13 protein-coding genes and 1 pseudogene are annotated in these 16,708 nt (G+C 40.1%); 6 read left to right on the top strand and 8 right to left on the bottom strand.

The window, feature by feature from the left end; all coding sequences use genetic code 11:
- Window positions 1-86: 86 nt before the first annotated feature.
- From AC5JMK_RS04205 to AC5JMK_RS04195, 3 genes are all read right to left on the bottom strand, one after another.
- Window positions 87-299 (bottom strand): hypothetical protein, encoded by a 213-nt coding sequence (locus tag AC5JMK_RS04205; RefSeq protein WP_096679414.1) that lies wholly within the window; start codon window positions 297-299, stop codon window positions 87-89.
- Window positions 300-352: 53 nt separating this feature from the next.
- Window positions 353-1,477: a Get3/ArsA fold putative tail anchor-mediating ATPase NosAFP gene (locus AC5JMK_RS04200; protein ID WP_495909463.1), complete on the bottom strand. Its 1,125-nt coding sequence runs from the start codon at window positions 1,475-1,477 to the stop codon at window positions 353-355.
- A gap of 207 nt (window positions 1,478-1,684) precedes the next feature.
- Window positions 1,685-1,831 carry a DUF454 family protein gene (locus AC5JMK_RS04195; protein WP_096679418.1) on the bottom strand — a complete coding sequence of 49 codons (147 nt, stop codon included), beginning with the start codon at window positions 1,829-1,831 and terminating at the stop codon, window positions 1,685-1,687.
- A 329-nt stretch (window positions 1,832-2,160) separates the two neighbouring features.
- Between AC5JMK_RS04195 and AC5JMK_RS04190 the strand changes: the two genes are divergently transcribed.
- Entirely contained in the window at window positions 2,161-2,370 is a 210-nt protein-coding gene (locus AC5JMK_RS04190; RefSeq protein WP_495909462.1) for a hypothetical protein, read from the top strand.
- On the opposite strand, the gene AC5JMK_RS04185 is transcribed toward AC5JMK_RS04190, so the two are convergent.
- Complete coding sequence (locus AC5JMK_RS04185) at window positions 2,367-3,548, bottom strand: hypothetical protein (RefSeq protein WP_096679420.1); 1,182 nt, start codon at window positions 3,546-3,548, stop codon at window positions 2,367-2,369. The genes AC5JMK_RS04190 and AC5JMK_RS04185 overlap by 4 nt on opposite strands.
- A gap of 447 nt (window positions 3,549-3,995) precedes the next feature.
- Here AC5JMK_RS04185 and AC5JMK_RS04180 point away from each other — a divergent pair, with 447 nt between their 5' ends.
- Together AC5JMK_RS04180 and AC5JMK_RS04175 are read left to right on the top strand one after the other, a co-directional pair.
- Window positions 3,996-6,860, top strand: a complete 2,865-nt coding sequence (locus AC5JMK_RS04180; protein ID WP_096679422.1) for a cation-translocating P-type ATPase — start codon at window positions 3,996-3,998, stop codon at window positions 6,858-6,860.
- Window positions 6,861-7,287: 427 nt separating this feature from the next.
- Window positions 7,288-7,422: pseudogene (locus AC5JMK_RS04175) on the top strand (ISNCY family transposase); the annotation flags it as partial.
- A gap of 295 nt (window positions 7,423-7,717) precedes the next feature.
- Here AC5JMK_RS04175 and AC5JMK_RS04170 read toward each other — a convergent pair.
- Both AC5JMK_RS04170 and cax read right to left on the bottom strand, forming a co-directional pair.
- Window positions 7,718-8,923, bottom strand: a complete 1,206-nt coding sequence (locus AC5JMK_RS04170) for a hypothetical protein (protein WP_495909461.1) — start codon at window positions 8,921-8,923, stop codon at window positions 7,718-7,720.
- 41 nt (window positions 8,924-8,964) lie between these two features.
- Window positions 8,965-10,047, bottom strand: coding sequence for a calcium/proton exchanger (gene cax, locus AC5JMK_RS04165; RefSeq protein ID WP_096679424.1), 1,083 nt, complete (start codon window positions 10,045-10,047; stop codon window positions 8,965-8,967).
- A gap of 871 nt (window positions 10,048-10,918) precedes the next feature.
- Here cax and AC5JMK_RS04160 point away from each other — a divergent pair.
- Window positions 10,919-12,910, top strand: a complete 1,992-nt coding sequence (locus AC5JMK_RS04160) for a P-type ATPase actuator domain-containing protein (RefSeq protein ID WP_096679426.1) — start codon at window positions 10,919-10,921, stop codon at window positions 12,908-12,910.
- Here the strand turns inward: AC5JMK_RS04160 and AC5JMK_RS04155 are convergent.
- The gene (locus AC5JMK_RS04155; protein ID WP_096679428.1) at window positions 12,889-13,086 is read right to left on the bottom strand and encodes a hypothetical protein; all 198 of its coding nucleotides are present in this window, start codon (window positions 13,084-13,086) and stop codon (window positions 12,889-12,891) included. The genes AC5JMK_RS04160 and AC5JMK_RS04155 overlap by 22 nt on opposite strands.
- A 579-nt stretch (window positions 13,087-13,665) precedes the next feature.
- Window positions 13,666-13,977 (bottom strand): DUF5132 domain-containing protein, encoded by a 312-nt coding sequence (locus tag AC5JMK_RS04150; RefSeq protein WP_096679430.1) that lies wholly within the window; start codon window positions 13,975-13,977, stop codon window positions 13,666-13,668.
- Window positions 13,978-15,225: 1,248 nt separating this feature from the next.
- On the opposite strand from AC5JMK_RS04150, the gene AC5JMK_RS04145 reads away from it, so the two are divergent.
- Together AC5JMK_RS04145 and AC5JMK_RS04140 are read left to right on the top strand one after the other, a co-directional pair.
- Window positions 15,226-15,978, top strand: coding sequence for a DUF1345 domain-containing protein (locus AC5JMK_RS04145; RefSeq protein ID WP_096679432.1), 753 nt, complete (start codon window positions 15,226-15,228; stop codon window positions 15,976-15,978).
- A 77-nt stretch (window positions 15,979-16,055) separates the two neighbouring features.
- Window positions 16,056-16,673, top strand: a complete 618-nt coding sequence (locus AC5JMK_RS04140; protein ID WP_495909460.1) for a DUF1345 domain-containing protein — start codon at window positions 16,056-16,058, stop codon at window positions 16,671-16,673.
- Window positions 16,674-16,708 lie beyond the last annotated feature (35 nt).

Below are 16,708 nucleotides of genomic sequence, written 5' to 3'. Positions count from 1 at the left end.
AACTTCTATTGACGTTCTTTTACCACAAAATATACTATTTTGGAGATGTTTATTAGGTAATCTAACTTCAAGTAAAATTTTTACATTTAAGAGACAGCCAGGCTCCTTCTGACAAACGCCGCTAGCTCTGTGGGTAATGCAGTTACTGTTTGTGCAACCCATTCCGCAATCAAGCCAACTACTATTTCTGTCATGAAAGTGGCGATCGCTTCAACAATAACTGACCTAACCCACTCTATCAGGACATTAACAATAAATTCAGTAATAGCTTCCGTCACTAATGTGATTAACCAACCCATATGTTTACCTGTTATGGAATGAATTCAAAATCTAAAATCCAAAATTGAATGACCTAACACTGTTCTTGCTTCTCTTCAAAAGAAACTATGAGATATGGTTCTTCAAATTTGCCTGATTTAAGAGATAGTTTTTGCAAATCTGGAGGTAAAAAGATATTTCGCCGTTGCTCCCCTGCTTCAACAGTGAGTTCTTTACCATGTTGAGTTAACTTAACCTGTTTTTTAGTGAATCCCGGTAAAAATACAAATAACTGACGGGATTCTAGATCAATCTTGAGAGGAAAAGGAGCCTGATGATTGTGGTTAAAATCAGGTAGAGCTTTTAGCAAAGATTCCCAGTTATGCTCCTTTAAAGCTGGAATGGAAGTAACACTCAACGGAGCAAAAACTTGCTGTAAATTGTTTAGGTCGTCGCTTTTCTGACACTGATAAACCAGAACACCGCTAACCATTAAGTTTACCTGCTGTGCACTTCCCCAAAGCCATCGAGTCTCGGCGATCGCCCCCGGTTCATTGCTTGTTATAAGGTAAGATGTCAGCTTACTTGAATCTCCTACAACAGCAATACCTTGAGCAATCCAACTGCGGATTTGATCCAAACCTTGTTGCAATTTTTCAGTATCCATATTTGCTGAAACAATTGCAGAAGCTAATGGCCCGCCAATAGAATCAGCAATTTTATTTAAGCTAAATCCCTCAAATATCTTTCCAAAACGATGAAAATACCAATCCAACATTCCTGGTATGCCTAACATCCGCAGTGTTTCCAAATCTCCTCGACTGTCATAAACAATGACTTCATATTCGCCACTCTGATAGTACTGGCGCATAGCATTAAAATAGAGGAGACTGTCAATTCCAGGGAGTAAAATTAACTCCCCTGAGTAGACTTCTTCAGAGTCAGGTATTGGGATATAGAGGGACAATATTTTCTTAAATTCTTCCCAGGTTTGGTCAAGCATTGTTGTAGTCTGCAACTGAACAGCTTGCATATTGGGAGCAACAACCTGGGGAATATTCGTCAGAGGAGTTTTCAACAAAATTTCAGCATTGGGACTAGGGGTATGAGTCACAAATAGTACTTCTTTCCCCTGTTGAGAAAACCATTTGGCAGTAGCGATCGCTAGCGTTGTATGCCCTATCCCTGCTTTACCAATAAATGTAATGATTCTGCTCATTTAAATATTAACCTTTCACTCTAGAATTACTGAAATTCATCTGAAATTTAGATCATAAAGAACTCTAGCTAGTATTAAGTAAATTTAACTAACCCAGACTATAAATATTCATGTAATTCTATGTGAGTAAGGATAAGTTATTGAAATTAACTAAATTTTTCAAACAATTGACCAATTGTGATAAAAATTGGTCAATTAACCAGGAGTTTAAGGTTCGAGAGAACTAAAACAAGCCGCAGCTACAAGAAGAAATGGAATACCAGGAATCAGGGGGAGAACTATCCCAACAACACCTACTACAGTGGATATAGAGCCAACAATAATTCTTGCGGCATTTCTCATCTGCTTAAACATAATTTATTTGTCCAAGTACTTGCTATTTCCTACTAATTGAAATGTACCAGAAAAATTACCTCTTGACTCAGAAAATTAATAGTGCGTTACTATACTAATAGTTGATTGCAACGATAAGATAATATTCATCTCTTCAGCTTAGTATTGGCAAAAATTCTATCATGCTTGCATTAGATTGGTGATATAGCGTTTCCTATGCTAATGAAGTATAGCTAGACTTCATAGATAAATCATTTCAACTTTGAGAATGTACCTCATCTGAGCGAGAACCGCTATAAGGTGATGTTAACGGTAATGTATTCCCTTGAAATATAAAATTTGAGGTACTTATGTACTCTTCTTTGAGCTTTGCCCCTCGAAACAATGGTTGGACTCAACGGTTCAATCGGTTTATGAACACGCTTGCGTTGTTGGTTCCCAATATTCTGTTATCGCTGATCATATCTATTCTTGGCTCAATAATTCTGACGATTTTTGCCTATGGGTTGAGTGCGATCGCCGGATTTCCCGTCATGCCCTTTTTCTTGATTATCATTTAACCCAGACGGTGCTTGAGCCAGAATGCTAACAACGGCATAGCTATCCGATAGCTATATTTGGAACCGTAAACAAGTCCTTTTTGTTCCAATCCAGCCAGCGCCCCTTGCAAACCTCCTCCTCTAGAAAGTTGATGCTTCTCAATATACTCGCGTGAGTGAGGGCTATCAGTTGGATCAAGAGCTAGACTTTCTAGAACACGACCCTGAATGGGTGGAAGTAGTAAAAGCAAGGACTCAAAAGTTAGAGATAGATCTTCCACTAAACTTAAAGCACTACGATGGACGTGGTGAGTTTGAATCAATCCGTCTTCAAAAGGATAATCTAAAGGATGACTTGAAGATTGCAGTTGAGAGTTCATGACTTCAGACGCATTTTTCTTATTAGTGCCTTCATCCTTTATCCTTGCAAAAGCTCGACAGTCTAGCCATATACGACGAGCAAGAGCTATAGCATCACCAAGATGACCTTGGACGTAGTTGAGAAACATATTAAGTGCTTGACTATCTGCTTCAAACTTGAGTCCTTCTGCTGCCATCGCGTTCATAACCCAGGATTGGAGGTCTTTACGCTCCAGAGGTGCTAGGGTAACGACATGCAAGTTGCTTTCGTAAACCCAAGGCTCTGGGATTGTAGCAATTAGGACATAACTAACACGGTTTTGCCGATCAACTTCCTGGCGCAAATAATCTTCCCACTTCCCACTTCGATCCCAAGAGCAAATGTGGGGAAAATTTTGAAATACCAACACAACTCGGCAATCTAACCATTCTGCCATTACTTGTGGGAGGGTCAAGAGAGCTTGTAAGATCATCCAGTTATCCTTAGATGGGACGTGCCAGACAAGGCGAGTTCGTCGTGTCAAATATTGTTCCAGAATTAACGGGTGTTCAGTACTCCATCGTTGGATAAGTTCTAGTTCGGCTGGATTTGAGAAAACTTCCAGCAGTCCTTCTGCTAAAAGTTCCAAAAAACGAGAAGAATTTGTCGCTCGCAGACAGTCGATTTCCAACACCCTGGCTCCTACCTGTTGAGCAGCCCAACGAATGAGCGCTCGTCGCCCATTTCCTGGAACACCTGCCACCATCAGGTCGCCATCCTGGGCAAGAATTGTACTAACTTGCTGTAGTTCTGCCTGTCTGCCTACTAGATATTGAGGAATAAAAGGATTACCAACCATAGGTAAGAGTTATTATTGATAACTATAATTTTAGATTATACTTAATACTATTTAATAGTATTTAAATCTTTTACAGATACTATTATTTATTGCCATAGATATATAGCAATCCTATTTGAGTTGTAAACAATTCAGATCGCCAAGATTCCTGACCAATCATTCCTTGATGGTACAAGAAAGCGGATTGATCCGTGGGGTCAATCCAAAATCCTGTTATAGGATGACTTTTCCAAAAATTAGGGGATCTTATTTTGCACTAAGGGAGGAGCCTAATCGGTACTTCTGAACTGGTATCTGCCAATTTTAGTAATTAGCAATCAATTAAAAGTACTGAAGAGTGATATTAATTAAAATTATATTTGATACTATTTAATAGTGCTGTATAGTAGAGTGAGTACTATAAAATATTGCAAGTAGACATAGCAGCATTACTAGGAATTTCGATCCATGTCTTCTAGTACCATATCAGACTCAGCTTTTGCGAAGCCTGAAGCTCCGGCTTGGCATACCTTGCAGGTTAATCAAGCACTCTTAGAGCTGGAAAGCGATCGCACCTTTGGTTTAACAACCACACAAATTACAGAAAAACAGCAGCGCCATGGTTCTAACGAATTAGTAGAGACGGGAGGACGTACACCCCTAGAAATCTTGTGGGACCAGTTCAAAAACATCATGCTGCTAATGCTGATTGCAGTTGCAATCATCTCTGCAATTTTGGATATTCGCGAATCTTTTACAGCTGGGAAGTTCGTTTTTCCCAAGGATGCCGTCGCGATTTTTGTAGTGGTAATCTTGAATGGCGTACTAGGCTACATTCAAGAAAGTGGTGCGGAAAAAGCCCTGGCAGCACTAAAAAACCTAGCTTCATCAAAAGTGCGAGTCATCCGGGACAGCAAGCCAGTAGAAGTAGAGTCAAAGGAACTGGTGCCAGGAGACATTATGCTGCTAGAAGCCGGAGTCAAAGTAGCAGCCGATGGACGCTTGGTAGAAGCTGCGAATCTGCAAGTGCGAGAAGCAGCCCTCACAGGAGAAGCACATGCAGTCAACAAACAAGCAGAAGTGCTGTTACCAAAAGATGCACCATTAGGCGATCGCATCAACTTAGTTTTTTCGGGGACTGAAGTTGTTCAAGGACGGGCAACAGCCATAGTTACTGAAACTGGAATGCAAACAGAACTGGGCAAGATTGCCACCGCACTCCAGTCAGTGGAATCTGAGCCTACCCCCTTGCAAAAGCGCATGAGCCAACTGGGAAATACCCTAGTCACGGGTTCCTTAATATTGGTGGCACTAGTCATAGTGGGTGGCACGATTGTTCATCCCTCGTTGTTTGAGGAATTAGTAAAAGTTTCCCTCAGCATGGCAGTTGCCGTTGTTCCAGAAGGCTTACCAGCAGTAATCACCGTTACCTTGGCACTGGGAACCCAGCGAATGGTAAGGCGCAACGCCCTCATTCGCAAACTTCCTGCTGTAGAAACTCTTGGTTCTGTTACCACCATTTGCTCAGACAAAACTGGAACTCTCACCCAAAACAAAATGGTAGTGCAGGCACTGCATACACCTAGCAGTTCTGTCAGCATCACAGGAGAAGGCTACAGTCCTGAAGGTCAATTTTATGAGATGGGTATGGTAAATCAACCATCTAAAATGATCTCACCTCAACAGCAGCCAGAACTTCAGGCACTCATGCTTGCTTGTGTGCTGTGTAATGATGCAATTTTGCAAAAAGAAAGTGGTGAGTGGGCAATTTTGGGAGATCCCACAGAAGGAGCATTACTATCTGTTGCAGGTAAAGCTGGGTTCCGCAAGCATGAGCAAGAGACTTATTTCCGTCGCGTTGCCGAGTTTCCTTTCTCCTCAGAGCGTAAGCGTATGAGTGTAATGGTGGAGACTCACAGAAGTAATGAACAACTTTCTGTGTTCCATAACCTACACCTTGCACCCTACGTTATGTTTACAAAAGGGTCGCCAGAGTTAACCCTAGAACGTTGTACTCATATTCAGATGGGGAATCGTTGGCAATCTATTACAGAGGAACAGCGTCGAAAAATTCTCCAGCAAAATAATCAGCTTGCAAGTCGAGGTCTGCGAGTATTAGGATTTGCCAGTAAGCTTTTAACAGAATTGCCTCCAGAAGCTTCTGAAGATGTCTCCGAAAGTGGATTGACATGGCTAGGATTAGTAGGAATGCTAGATGCACCTCGTCCTGAAGTCAGAGAAGCAGTAGCAAAATGCCGAGCAGCAGGTATTCGCCCTGTTATGATTACTGGAGATCACCAGTTAACAGCGCAGGCGATCGCTGAAGACTTAGGTATTGCTAAAGCAGGTGAATTATGTCTTACCGGACAGCAACTAGAAAAACTCAGCATGGCAGACTTGGAGGCAGAGGTTGATCGGGTGAGTGTCTATGCTCGTGTTTCACCAGAACATAAGCTGCGGATCGTCCAAGCACTTCAACATCGCAATAACGTGGTGGCAATGACAGGAGATGGAGTCAATGATGCTCCAGCATTAAAGCAGGCAGATATTGGCGTGGCAATGGGAATTACAGGTACAGACGTAAGTAAAGAAGCTAGCGATATGGTGCTATTAGATGACAACTTCACCACAATCGTATCAGCCGTAGAGGAAGGTCGTGTTGTTTACATTAATATTCGCCGCTTCATTCGTTACATTTTAGGCAGTAACATTGGAGAAGTGCTGACTATTGCTGCTGCGCCCCTACTAGGATTAGGTGGTGTGCCGATGTCACCCTTACAAATTCTCTGGATGAACTTAGTGACCGATGGTGTTCCCGCCTTAGCTTTAGCAGTGGAGCCAGGTAGACCAATTGTCATGCAGCAGCCACCCAAAGACCCCAAAGAAAACATCTTTGCGCGAGGCTTGGGAGCTTATATGATTCGCATCGGCTGTGTCCTAGCGGTAGTAACTATCTTGATGATGATGTGGGCATACAACTTTACTCAGCAGAACACGGCAGGCGGAACACTTGACCCAGATCGTTGGAAGACAATGGTGTTCACTACCCTCTGTCTAGCTCAAATGGGACACGCACTTGCTATTCGTTCCAACACTCGTTTATTCATTCAGATCAATCCCTTCTCCAATCCCTTTATTCTTGCTTCTGTGATTTTAACCAGCATCTTGCAACTGTTGCTGATTTATATCGAACCACTCCGAAACTTCTTCGGCACTCACTACCTAACCTTCCAAGAGCTAATGGTTTGTATTGGCTTCAGTGCCATTATCTTTATATGGATTGAGGTCGAAAAGCTATTTATCCGCTGGTTCTTCCGTAGGCAAAGAGGCTAAATTCTGGAGTTTAGGCGTAGATATAGCAAAGCTGTCACCAGGGGTAAGATAAGCTGAAACCCGCATTTTGTCGGTGGAAGTATAAGATTGCCATTAAAACGTGTTTATGCTTCCAAATAAACAAACGTCCTATTCCGGTATAAATCATGCTTATTCATCAGCAATTCTCATTTTGAAATAAATAGAGTAAGTAGGTGGGCGTTAAAAATTGTCGCTATGACAAGGCATAAGGCAGAAGGGAAGAGGTTTTTAGGCAACTTTACTTTTCGTTACATACTACTCTCTGAGAAGCCGCTCCGCGTCTACGGTTTTTTTGCGCCTCTCTACTTATTAATCACCATTTTGAAATTCCAAATATAGTACAAAAGAACTATATATTTCAGGAAGAGGTGATCGCTAAAAAACAATTGGCTGGAAAATAGCGCGTCATGGTCAAAATAATTTGTGTGAATTCTTATTGTCTTTAAATTTACTGGCTTTTTTATTTCATACTCTTTTGGATTTAGTTAATTCCACCTATCAAAATATTAGCGAGCTATTAGTGGGACTTAGACATTTTTAAGGCAGAAACAAGCCTCAAACCCATACAGCGCAAGGGAAATACCCCAAAGGATCAAAAATGCTTGAAACCCAGATATATCAAGAAACTAGGCAAAACGATGTCAAAGTCTCTCTGTATATGCATTTGAGTGTTTTTTATGGCTACTTTTTGTCTAAGTACCATTAGTCACTCGTACCACCTTCTTTAAGGATATTCGTACCTTATTGAAATTCTTTTGGTTTAAGGATTGGACAGATTTTTCTTATTTATTCTCCGAGAAAATGTTCTATTAAAAAAACAAAAAAGCAAATTCTAGTTAAAAATATTGTTGCTTTTCTCCTTCACTTCCAGCTTCGACATTAGCTGCAATTTTTGTGTTAGGGTTCCAGTCTGTTCGTCTACCTACAAACAGGCCAATTTTTCTGCCAACTTCTTTGCCTTTTGGCCCCAATACTGTAACCCCAATTACTCCACCGATAACAGCTGTACCAGTCTCACCTAAGAAATTGCAGGTTGTATTGCTTAACCAACTTCTTTTTGCTTGTTCAGAAGATAATGGTTTTACATTATCCTTTCGATGAGGCTGGTTAGTCGGATTCAATTGATGAGCCGTATCTTCACCTAACTGCCCTCCAATTGCCTGCCCTGCTACCGAACCGACAACAATTCCAATTGGTCCAAGGACAACTCTACCTGCGACTCCGCCTGCTACTCCACCAATCGTCTCTCCTAAAATTTCACCTCCGCGTTTTTGTAGCTTTTCTGTGACTTGATCCAGAGAAACAGTCTCAGAATTTTTTTGAGTGATCTGATTGACTTGCCGCATAGCATCTTCACCAAGTTGTGCTCCAATGGTAAAACCAACAACACTACCTACTTGAGTACCAACTATCGCGCCTGCTGGTCCCATCGCTATCCCGGCGACAACAGCTCCAAGTGTTCCCCCCACTGTTTCTCCTACAGTAGCTCCAATTAAGCTCCCTCCAAATTCTTGAATCTTGGCTTTGGATGCAGGCGAAGGGATGTTTTCTACTACTTCAGATAGTGTCTGAGCAACAGCCTTACCTGATTGGGAGGTAGCATTGCCAATTGCTTCGCCAAAACCAGCAGTTGTTCCTGCTACCATTTTTCCAGTCACGAAAGCAGCACTTCCAATAACTTCGCCCATATTGTTGGCTGTTGCAGACAAATATGCTAAACCGGGAGGTGTGACGCTATCAAGAACTTCTCCAACATTAGCAGCAGTTTCCAGCGCCGCCTTTCCAGCCTGGTATGCCATGCCATTAATCACTTCTGCCATACCAGTCGTAGTTTCAGTAACAGTTTTTCCCGCTTGCGATGCAGCATCGCTGATTACTTGTCCAATTCCATTTGCAATTGTGGCAAAAAATCCTAAACGAGGAGCTTTTTGAGTCGAAATTCTAGCTAACTGAATACTGGAAGATTGGGAATAAACTTCGATTACCTCTGCTTTAACTTCAATATCTGAGGATTGAGCTTTGATTCTTGCTTCACTTGACATGGAGATGACCTCAAAAAAATTGGGATGAGAGATTAGCCTTGTTAAGGGTGAAAGTAGAATGCTGTTCCAACAACAGCATAGGTAATGAGAAGCAAAGCTCCTTCTAACCAATTGGATTGGCCATCGGTGCTAATGGAGTTGGTAATTAAGACTGCGATCGCCACTGCCAGTACTTCAAAGGGGTTGAAGTCCAAATTCATCGATTGTCCCATTAACTGACCCACTAATACCAACACAGGAGCAACAAACATGGCAATTTGCAAGCTCGATCCCATCGCCACTGCCACCGCTAAATCCATTTTGTTCTTCATCGCAAAGGTGGCAGCAGTAATATACTCTACTGCTCCTCCAAAAATGGGAATCAGAATCACACCTGTAAAAAGACTAGATAAACCTAAGACCGAAATCGCTTCTTGTAGGCTTGCTACTAGAGTATCAGATACAAAGACCAGAACAATCGTGCAAATGAGCAAAATTCCAACTGACTTCCATAAACCAGTCTTATGTTTCTCAGATTCAAGTGCATCTTGGTTAATCTCTTCTTGTTCTCTGAGTTGATAGATGGATTTGTGGGTTTTCATAGAAAAAACCAAGGTCAATCCATAGAAAAGTAACAACAACAAAGCAGCAACAATTGAAAAATGATTAATTGTTGCAGGTTGCAAGCCTTGAGATGTGAAATCAATGGCTGTTGGGGAAAGCAGTACTACTAATGCTAAATTCAACGAGGAGGCGTTGATCCGAGCAACTGTTGGTTGAAAGCTTTGCTCTTTAAACCGCAATCCTCCTAAAAGAATTGCTGCTCCTAATGCTAAGAGCAGATTGGCAACAATTGTACCTGTAATGCTAGCTTTGACCACATCTACCAGTCCGGCTCGAAGTGCAACAATCGCGATGATTAACTCTGTAGCGTTGCCGAAAGTAGAGTTAAGCAAACCCCCCAAAGATGGGCCAATAACTTCAGCGATCGCTTCTGTTGAATCAGCAATAAATGCTGCTAAGGGAATGATGGCCAAGCCGGAGGCAATAAAAACAATGATGGCGGGAAGATTTAGCCATTCTGCTATGAATGCGATTGGCAAAAAAACCAACATACGTAGCAGAATTACCTGTTTTTGAGTCATTTTTGAGACTCCTAAGTAAAAAATTTTCTCCTGTTAATTACTCCTATCCCACTCTTAGTTGTCCATAGATGTACAGTGGCTACTGGCACAATGGATGCTAATACTGCCAAGAGGAACACAGGCGTTGCTGAATCAAAATATTAATTTACAATTCACGGATATGTAGAGACGTAGCAATGCTACATCTTAAATACCTGCATAAACTGCTGCGACAAACTATAAATTACGATTGTCATAGCAGAGCGTATTTGACAATATTTTAATTGACTGAGATGATAGCTTGCCTAAACGAAAAATTACCACATTTAAAATCTTCTAATTAAAAAATTAATTATCTTTAACATCATAAATACCAAACATCAAACAAAAAACTATATTGATTTTCATCAATTATACAAAATAGCTAGTACAGCTGCTTTTAAAGTTAAGCTACTTATATTGATTTAAAAACTTTGTGAAAATTATACCTTTTGGCATAGTAAATATTACTTACTAAGAAGGAGAAGCTATAATGATTTTTTATATATTCTATCAGAATAAAGAGCTATATAAGGAGTTAGTTTTATGGATGAGATTCTATTAATTTCTATTCTTGGTTTTGTGATTTTATTTGGAATGACATTGTTGGTGATAGAGGAATTTAGTATCGAAAGAAGGGTTATTTTGGCTGAATATCGTAGAGGAAGGAAATAATTTGAGGATACACGTAGAAATTTTTTTAAAGGGTGATTGATGAACTGTAGAGATACAGATAAAACAACAAAATTCTCACATAGTTTTACAACAAAAGCTTTTTACTTGTTTGAGTTGTAGCTTATGATATTGACTAATGTGAGATTTAAAACCCTTTCATTCAAATTCTCTCGATGTAATGAGCTATCAGGTCGTTCACTCTACTTTTGGGCGTTATCGTATCCGTATACCTCAACTTGCTCATGATTCAGACTTTGCTAGCAAACTTAAGGCACTAGTTGAATCACTGGCTTTTGTAACAGAGGTTCGTATTAATGCACAAGCAAGTTCACTGATTGTTAGCTATCAAGATGATGTTTGTTGCACAATGGCGCTGGAAAAGTGTGTTAGCTGTATCCAGGCGGTAAACTGTGTTGAAATTCCCTTTACAGAATCTTTACCTGAAGGAGAAGACCTTAAACCGGAAGTTAATCAATGGAAGGATTTAGGATTTCCTGTCCTCAGTCTTACTTTGGCTTTGCTAGCAGCTCCTTTGGAGTTACCACCTTTAATTCTAGTTTTAGCAATTGCAGGAGCTGCAACACCTTGGTTTAACCGTGCTGCTGATAGTTTGCTCAATCAACGTCAGCCTAATATTGATTTGCTAGATTCAGCCTGGATGACTATGCAGGCTGTCCAAGGTCAATTTATCGCGCCTTCACTGAAGACAGCTTTGGTAGAAGTTAGGAGAACTCTCAGAGGGAATACAACTCAAACTAGAGAAGAACTGTCTTTAAATTTGTTAAATGAATTAGATCAATATGTTTGGGTAGAGGTAGATGGAGACGAAAAACATGTCCATATAAGCAATTTACAGGAAGGCGATCGCACCATTATCAAATCAGGTGAAATGATTTTGGTAGATGGGATCGTTCTTTATGGTTATGGTTTAATCGATTCCCAGAATTTGACAGGTAGCTCTACACCTGTTGTTTGCTCCCAAGGACACGATATCTACGCCTCTACAATATTGCTTGAAGGTGAGTTGTGTGTTTTGGTGAAAAGAATTGGACTTAATACCCGTGCTGGTTTAGCTGTTGTGTTGGCTGAATTAGCACCTGTTCACGATACAAAAATTGGTGCTTTGCAAGCAGAATTCGTTAGAAATGCAATTTTACCAACTCTGGCTTTAGGTGGCACAATTTATTTAATGACGGGTAATATTGGTGCTGCTATCTCACCCTACCAATTCGATTTTGGTAGTGGTGTTCCAATTTCGATTTCGACAACAGTCCTACAAGCGCTGATCTATGCTGTGCGACATGGAATCTACATTCGCAGTGGTGGTATTTTGGAAGCATTAGCGCAAATCGATGCTATTGTCTTTGATATCGATGTATTGGCTTTAGATTTCCCTGAGACTATGGAAGCTATTGCCATTCTCCAGCGTCAAAACATAGATATTTACTTAGTTTCTGATGCTTCTGAATCGATGGCTCTTGATGTTGCGACTCAGTTAGGAATTCATCCCAATCAGGTCTGTGCAGAAGTTCCTTTAACCCAAAAAATCAATCTGATCCGTGGATTGCGACATCAAGGTAAGACAGTGGCTTTTGTAGGAGATGAGGAAGATGATGCAATACGGCTTGCTCATGCTAATGTCTCTATTGCATTTGCCAAGACGAGTGAGATTCCCTATACCACAACTGATGTTGTCATTTTAGAAGATGACTTACGCGGAGTAACACATGCTATTGCGATCGCTAAACGAGCAATGGAAATAATCTACGAAAATACTGCAACCATTGTTATTCCTAACCTATTTATGCAAATAGGCGGTGGAATGGTATTGGGTGTAAATCCTGTGTACAACGTGATTGTAAATAATGGTACTGCTTTTGTAGCTGAATTCTTGAATAGCTCACGCCCACTTTTTGAAACGAACTTCTTACCTCCTCTGAGAAGCAGCTCTCAAAAAATTAATCAAGGAAATATTGAAGAATACAGTTCATCAAATTGTAAAGCACTCAAACAAATCGAATTAGCAAAGCGGTTAGGAGTATCATCTCAGTCTCTTACCAACAAAAGATTAAAGCCTGAGTTTCCTATATGGACTCAGGCTAAAGATCCGGAAGGAATAGCATGGGATTTTGATCCAGTAGCCAAGTGCTACCGACATTCACATGTGTGAAGCTTTGTAGGATGATCTGGACATGCATTTGCACACAGAGCATCTGCTGTTTGTTGAGTCATGAACAAATGGGCTGATAAATCAGTGAGAACAACTAGCAAAAGAAAACCAAATGGACCAACAGCAAGGGTAATTGCTAGCTTGCGTAAGTTAAAGAACTCTGGATATTCAAGCATGGTAAAAAATCTCAGATAGAAGGAAGGCTCTTTTCTCCTCATTAGAAATCAGGAGAAGTAGAGTATTAGGGCAACTTTAATTTTTGGGCATTGCTGAATCGGGGTATGAATCTAGTACCAGATGTTATATATCGCGTCTGGTACTAGGGTTTTGGAATCACCTAAAATCCTGCATCATACATAAAATCAGCAACGCCAATTTTGACGTCATATTTGTAGGATGAAGCAGTCGTTGTAGAATAGACATCTCCAGAAATTAATTCTGCGTTACCTAAAATCTTTGTAGAAACGAGAAATTACCCTGTGGTAACGCTAAAAGCGAACGCGTCTCTACTTTGACATGACGAGCTAGCTTCATCTTTGAAAATGTAGAGAGAAGCGAGTATATAGCGGTTCTCATTTGAATCAAATACACCACCACGAACAATGACGTTACATGTAACGTCTGGGCGCAGCGTATTGCACTTATCAAAATTTTTGCAGTTGTTTACCAGTAGATTGGTAAGTAAAGACTGACAACCGAAGGGCTATCAGTCTCTGGCAAGACGTTAGGTGTTCACTTCCATGCTTTACTTCCGCTTAACCGATAGTTACTTCACGGGGAGTACTTTCGACTGTTCCGTTTTTGGAAGTTGAACGCTCTGCTTTTGCTTCAGCAACTAAATCCTTGAAGGATTCGTTTGCTTCAGCGAAAGTAGATTGAGCTTTATCAAATGCCTCAAAACTCCACATCAATCCTGTTTTAGCTGCACCTCTTGCAGAATCTGAGATATTGTGGCCTGTTGCAGAGTCAAGAGCACTGACAACAGGTACTAAAACCAATGCTCCAACTCCAATTACTGCGGCAGTCATGGGTTCAAGACCAAGCAAAAGCGCCTCTAGTTCTAACATTATGTAATTAACCTCCAAAATGATAGATAAACCTACTTGCTTCAAGTTGCAGCTATCTAAACAACTCGAATCTGAAGTTATTGAAGCTATGTCACCTCAAATGTTGAATGAAAAAGCAGAAACGAATCTTCAATAGCTACATCAAGCAATTACAAGAAGGCTGAAATAGTGAGAGTAAAAACTGTAGGAAAACAGGTAGCGAAACTTTCTATATTGTTTCTACCTTTACCAATCCATGTTACATGGTATCAGGAAAATAAGGTACTAGAAACAACATTAAGTTTTTGTTATAAAAGTAGATATAATGAATCATTTTTTTAACTTTTAGCAAATTATTGTATCTTTTAGAGCAATTGCATCTCAGTTTCTGATCAAACTCACTCATAATTAATCACAAAGAAGTATGTAGACAAATCAGGAAAAATGTTGATTAAAGGTACTAGTAGCCAATTGCTAGTTGCTAATTTGGTCAAACCGTTAGCTATTAGCCATCAGCTATTAGTAATTCTAAGAGACGCTTGATCTGAGTTATCTGCTGAAACTTCGTGTTTTCAGTGTAAGGGCTTGATATTTCGTGCCTTTACAAACTTAATGATCAATACAGTAGCTCTATTTGTAGAGACTATATATTGCGGCTTGTTGTGGAACTTGTTACTCGTTACAAGCAAATAGCCATAGTAAATATTCTTTTCAGTAAACTCAAGGTGGCAGTAGGGTAATATCTATCTCCTCTGATTAATTAAGGTGGGAGCAGCTTAAATTCTTTACACTGATTAGTGTTGCGTATATACTACTAGAATATTTGCAAAATTTTTTTGAAGTTGATAAGTGCTTAAGTACTCCTGTTTTTGCAGTGTTATTGAACTAGGCTCTTGCATAGAACCGTAAATTTATAGATAAATGACCTAGCGGCGTAGAGTACTCTTGCAGACTGTTGACGCACAAAATACTTTGCTGTCTTCTATTTAATTCAGATTGGTTGCTAAACAAAGCTGATTTCAACAAGCAAGTAGAAATTTTGGATTTCAAGCTTGTTCAGTTTAGGATAACGCTCTTTTATTACTCTCATTAGAGAATATTATCAACCTTATTTCTCCGTGTTTTGTTCCAAACAAGGATTTTTTGGTTCTGGTGATCAAACAAGGCTTTGAAAAAGATTTAAGGTCAGCATCTTATTTTTCTATCGCCACAGGCATAAAAGAGCGTTAAAGTTCCCGATTGCTCCTAACCTTGAACCTCTAAAAAAGTATGAAATTTTTATCAGACAATAAAGCTAACACTGGCAAAGTTAAAGCCCTCCAGTTTTTGTTTGTAGGGCAAACCAGATTAGCAATTTTATTCAGCTTACTCAAGAACTTAGATTCGCGTAGTCGTTTGGGAGTATCGATTATGGTGGGGATGGCAGCCTTTATCGTTATGCCAGACTTTATGCACCTAGATATTCAAATTCTTGCTGCTTGGATCTCTGGTGTGCTTTGTTTCTTAATGCTGTTTGTGTTGATGGCAAACAGCGCTACTCCCCAAAAAACTTACTATCTTGCTCAAGGCAAAGAAGCACAACATTCAGTAACTTTTTTCTTAGTTATAATTACTGCTTGCACCAGTATCTTTGCCATTGGGCTGATGGAGACAAACAATCAAGATATAAGTGCTTCTGGTGTTGTTCTTGAAGTCAGTTTGTCTTTGATAGCAGTCCTTTGTTCTTGGTTTTTAACCCATACCGTGTTTGTACTCCACTACGCTACTTGCTACTACCGTCGAGAACAAATAAGTCAGGAGGAAAAATATGTGAAGGGGTTGAACTTTCCAGGTGAAGAAGAACCTGATTACTGGGATTTTATGTATTTTTCTTTCACTCTTGGTATGACTGCTCAAACCTCTGATGTCTCAATTACATCTTTGCCAATGCGGCAATTGGTATTAGGACATGCAATTGTTTCTTTTCTTTTCTATATGGTGATACTAGGTTCTAGTGTCAATGTTGTCTCTGGATTGATTTAGACTGAAGTTTTTGAGCAGCAAAAATCATACTTGTTGCTTTGTATTAGTGATTCACAACGTTTGTTGAAAAGTAGGTTATGAATTTTGGTTCTTTACTCATCACTTGCAAAAACCTAAGTCCCAAATACCGTACAATTCTATCTTTGTGGTTAGCTACTTTGGTTTTCTTGCTAATGCCATCTTCCACGCTCGAACCACGCATTCTAGCAGCTTGGAGTGCTGGGGTTCTCTGCTTTGTGGCCCTAGCTTGGTTTATGATATTTGATGCTACTCCTGGAAAAACTCGCGATCGCGCCCAGCGCCAGGAAGCCGATCACCTCGCTGTCTTTTTACTAGTTGTATTTATTGCTTTTAGTAGTCTCTTTGCGATCGCAGTCGTGTTAGCGAAACATAAGGATTCCTTTACTCTTTCAGTTGGATTGTCTATTATGGCAATTTTTAGCTCCTGGATTTTGATACACACAATGTTTACATTGAACTATGCGGCATTCTATTATCGGAGAAATGACCTAAGTATTGAAGGGGAAGCAATGGGAGGCTTAGAGTTTTCTAATGTAGAACTTCCCAGCTATTTAGACTTTCTCTATTTTACATTTACTCTTGGCATGACATCTCAGACATCCGATACACAAATTACCTCGTCTGCTATGCGGCGGTTATCACTAGGGCATACAATTACAGCAGATTGCAGGTAGATAGAGTACACTAAATGCTAGTGTATCAAACGTGA

The sequence above is a fragment of the Pelatocladus sp. genome (assembly GCF_059505505.1).
The sequence above is the reverse complement of the archived record's forward strand: the minus strand, read 5'-3'. Positions and strand labels throughout refer to the sequence as shown.

What these genes read in the sequence shown, in the direction of transcription:
- AC5JMK_RS04205 (WP_096679414.1), bottom strand. Translation starts at nt 299, where the DNA reads ATGGGTTGGTTAATCACATTAGTGACGGAAGCTATTACTGAATTTATT.
- AC5JMK_RS04200 (WP_495909463.1), bottom strand. Translation starts at nt 1,477, where the DNA reads ATGAGCAGAATCATTACATTTATTGGTAAAGCAGGGATAGGGCATACA.
- AC5JMK_RS04195 (WP_096679418.1), bottom strand. Translation starts at nt 1,831, where the DNA reads ATGTTTAAGCAGATGAGAAATGCCGCAAGAATTATTGTTGGCTCTATA.
- AC5JMK_RS04190 (WP_495909462.1), top strand. Translation starts at nt 2,161, where the DNA reads ATGTACTCTTCTTTGAGCTTTGCCCCTCGAAACAATGGTTGGACTCAA.
- AC5JMK_RS04185 (WP_096679420.1), bottom strand. Translation starts at nt 3,548, where the DNA reads ATGGTTGGTAATCCTTTTATTCCTCAATATCTAGTAGGCAGACAGGCA.
- AC5JMK_RS04180 (WP_096679422.1), top strand. Translation starts at nt 3,996, where the DNA reads ATGTCTTCTAGTACCATATCAGACTCAGCTTTTGCGAAGCCTGAAGCT.
- AC5JMK_RS04170 (WP_495909461.1), bottom strand. Translation starts at nt 8,923, where the DNA reads ATGTCAAGTGAAGCAAGAATCAAAGCTCAATCCTCAGATATTGAAGTT.
- cax (WP_096679424.1), bottom strand. Translation starts at nt 10,047, where the DNA reads ATGACTCAAAAACAGGTAATTCTGCTACGTATGTTGGTTTTTTTGCCA.
- AC5JMK_RS04160 (WP_096679426.1), top strand. Translation starts at nt 10,919, where the DNA reads ATGAGCTATCAGGTCGTTCACTCTACTTTTGGGCGTTATCGTATCCGT.
- AC5JMK_RS04155 (WP_096679428.1), bottom strand. Translation starts at nt 13,086, where the DNA reads ATGCTTGAATATCCAGAGTTCTTTAACTTACGCAAGCTAGCAATTACC.
- AC5JMK_RS04150 (WP_096679430.1), bottom strand. Translation starts at nt 13,977, where the DNA reads ATGTTAGAACTAGAGGCGCTTTTGCTTGGTCTTGAACCCATGACTGCC.
- AC5JMK_RS04145 (WP_096679432.1), top strand. Translation starts at nt 15,226, where the DNA reads ATGAAATTTTTATCAGACAATAAAGCTAACACTGGCAAAGTTAAAGCC.
- AC5JMK_RS04140 (WP_495909460.1), top strand. Translation starts at nt 16,056, where the DNA reads ATGAATTTTGGTTCTTTACTCATCACTTGCAAAAACCTAAGTCCCAAA.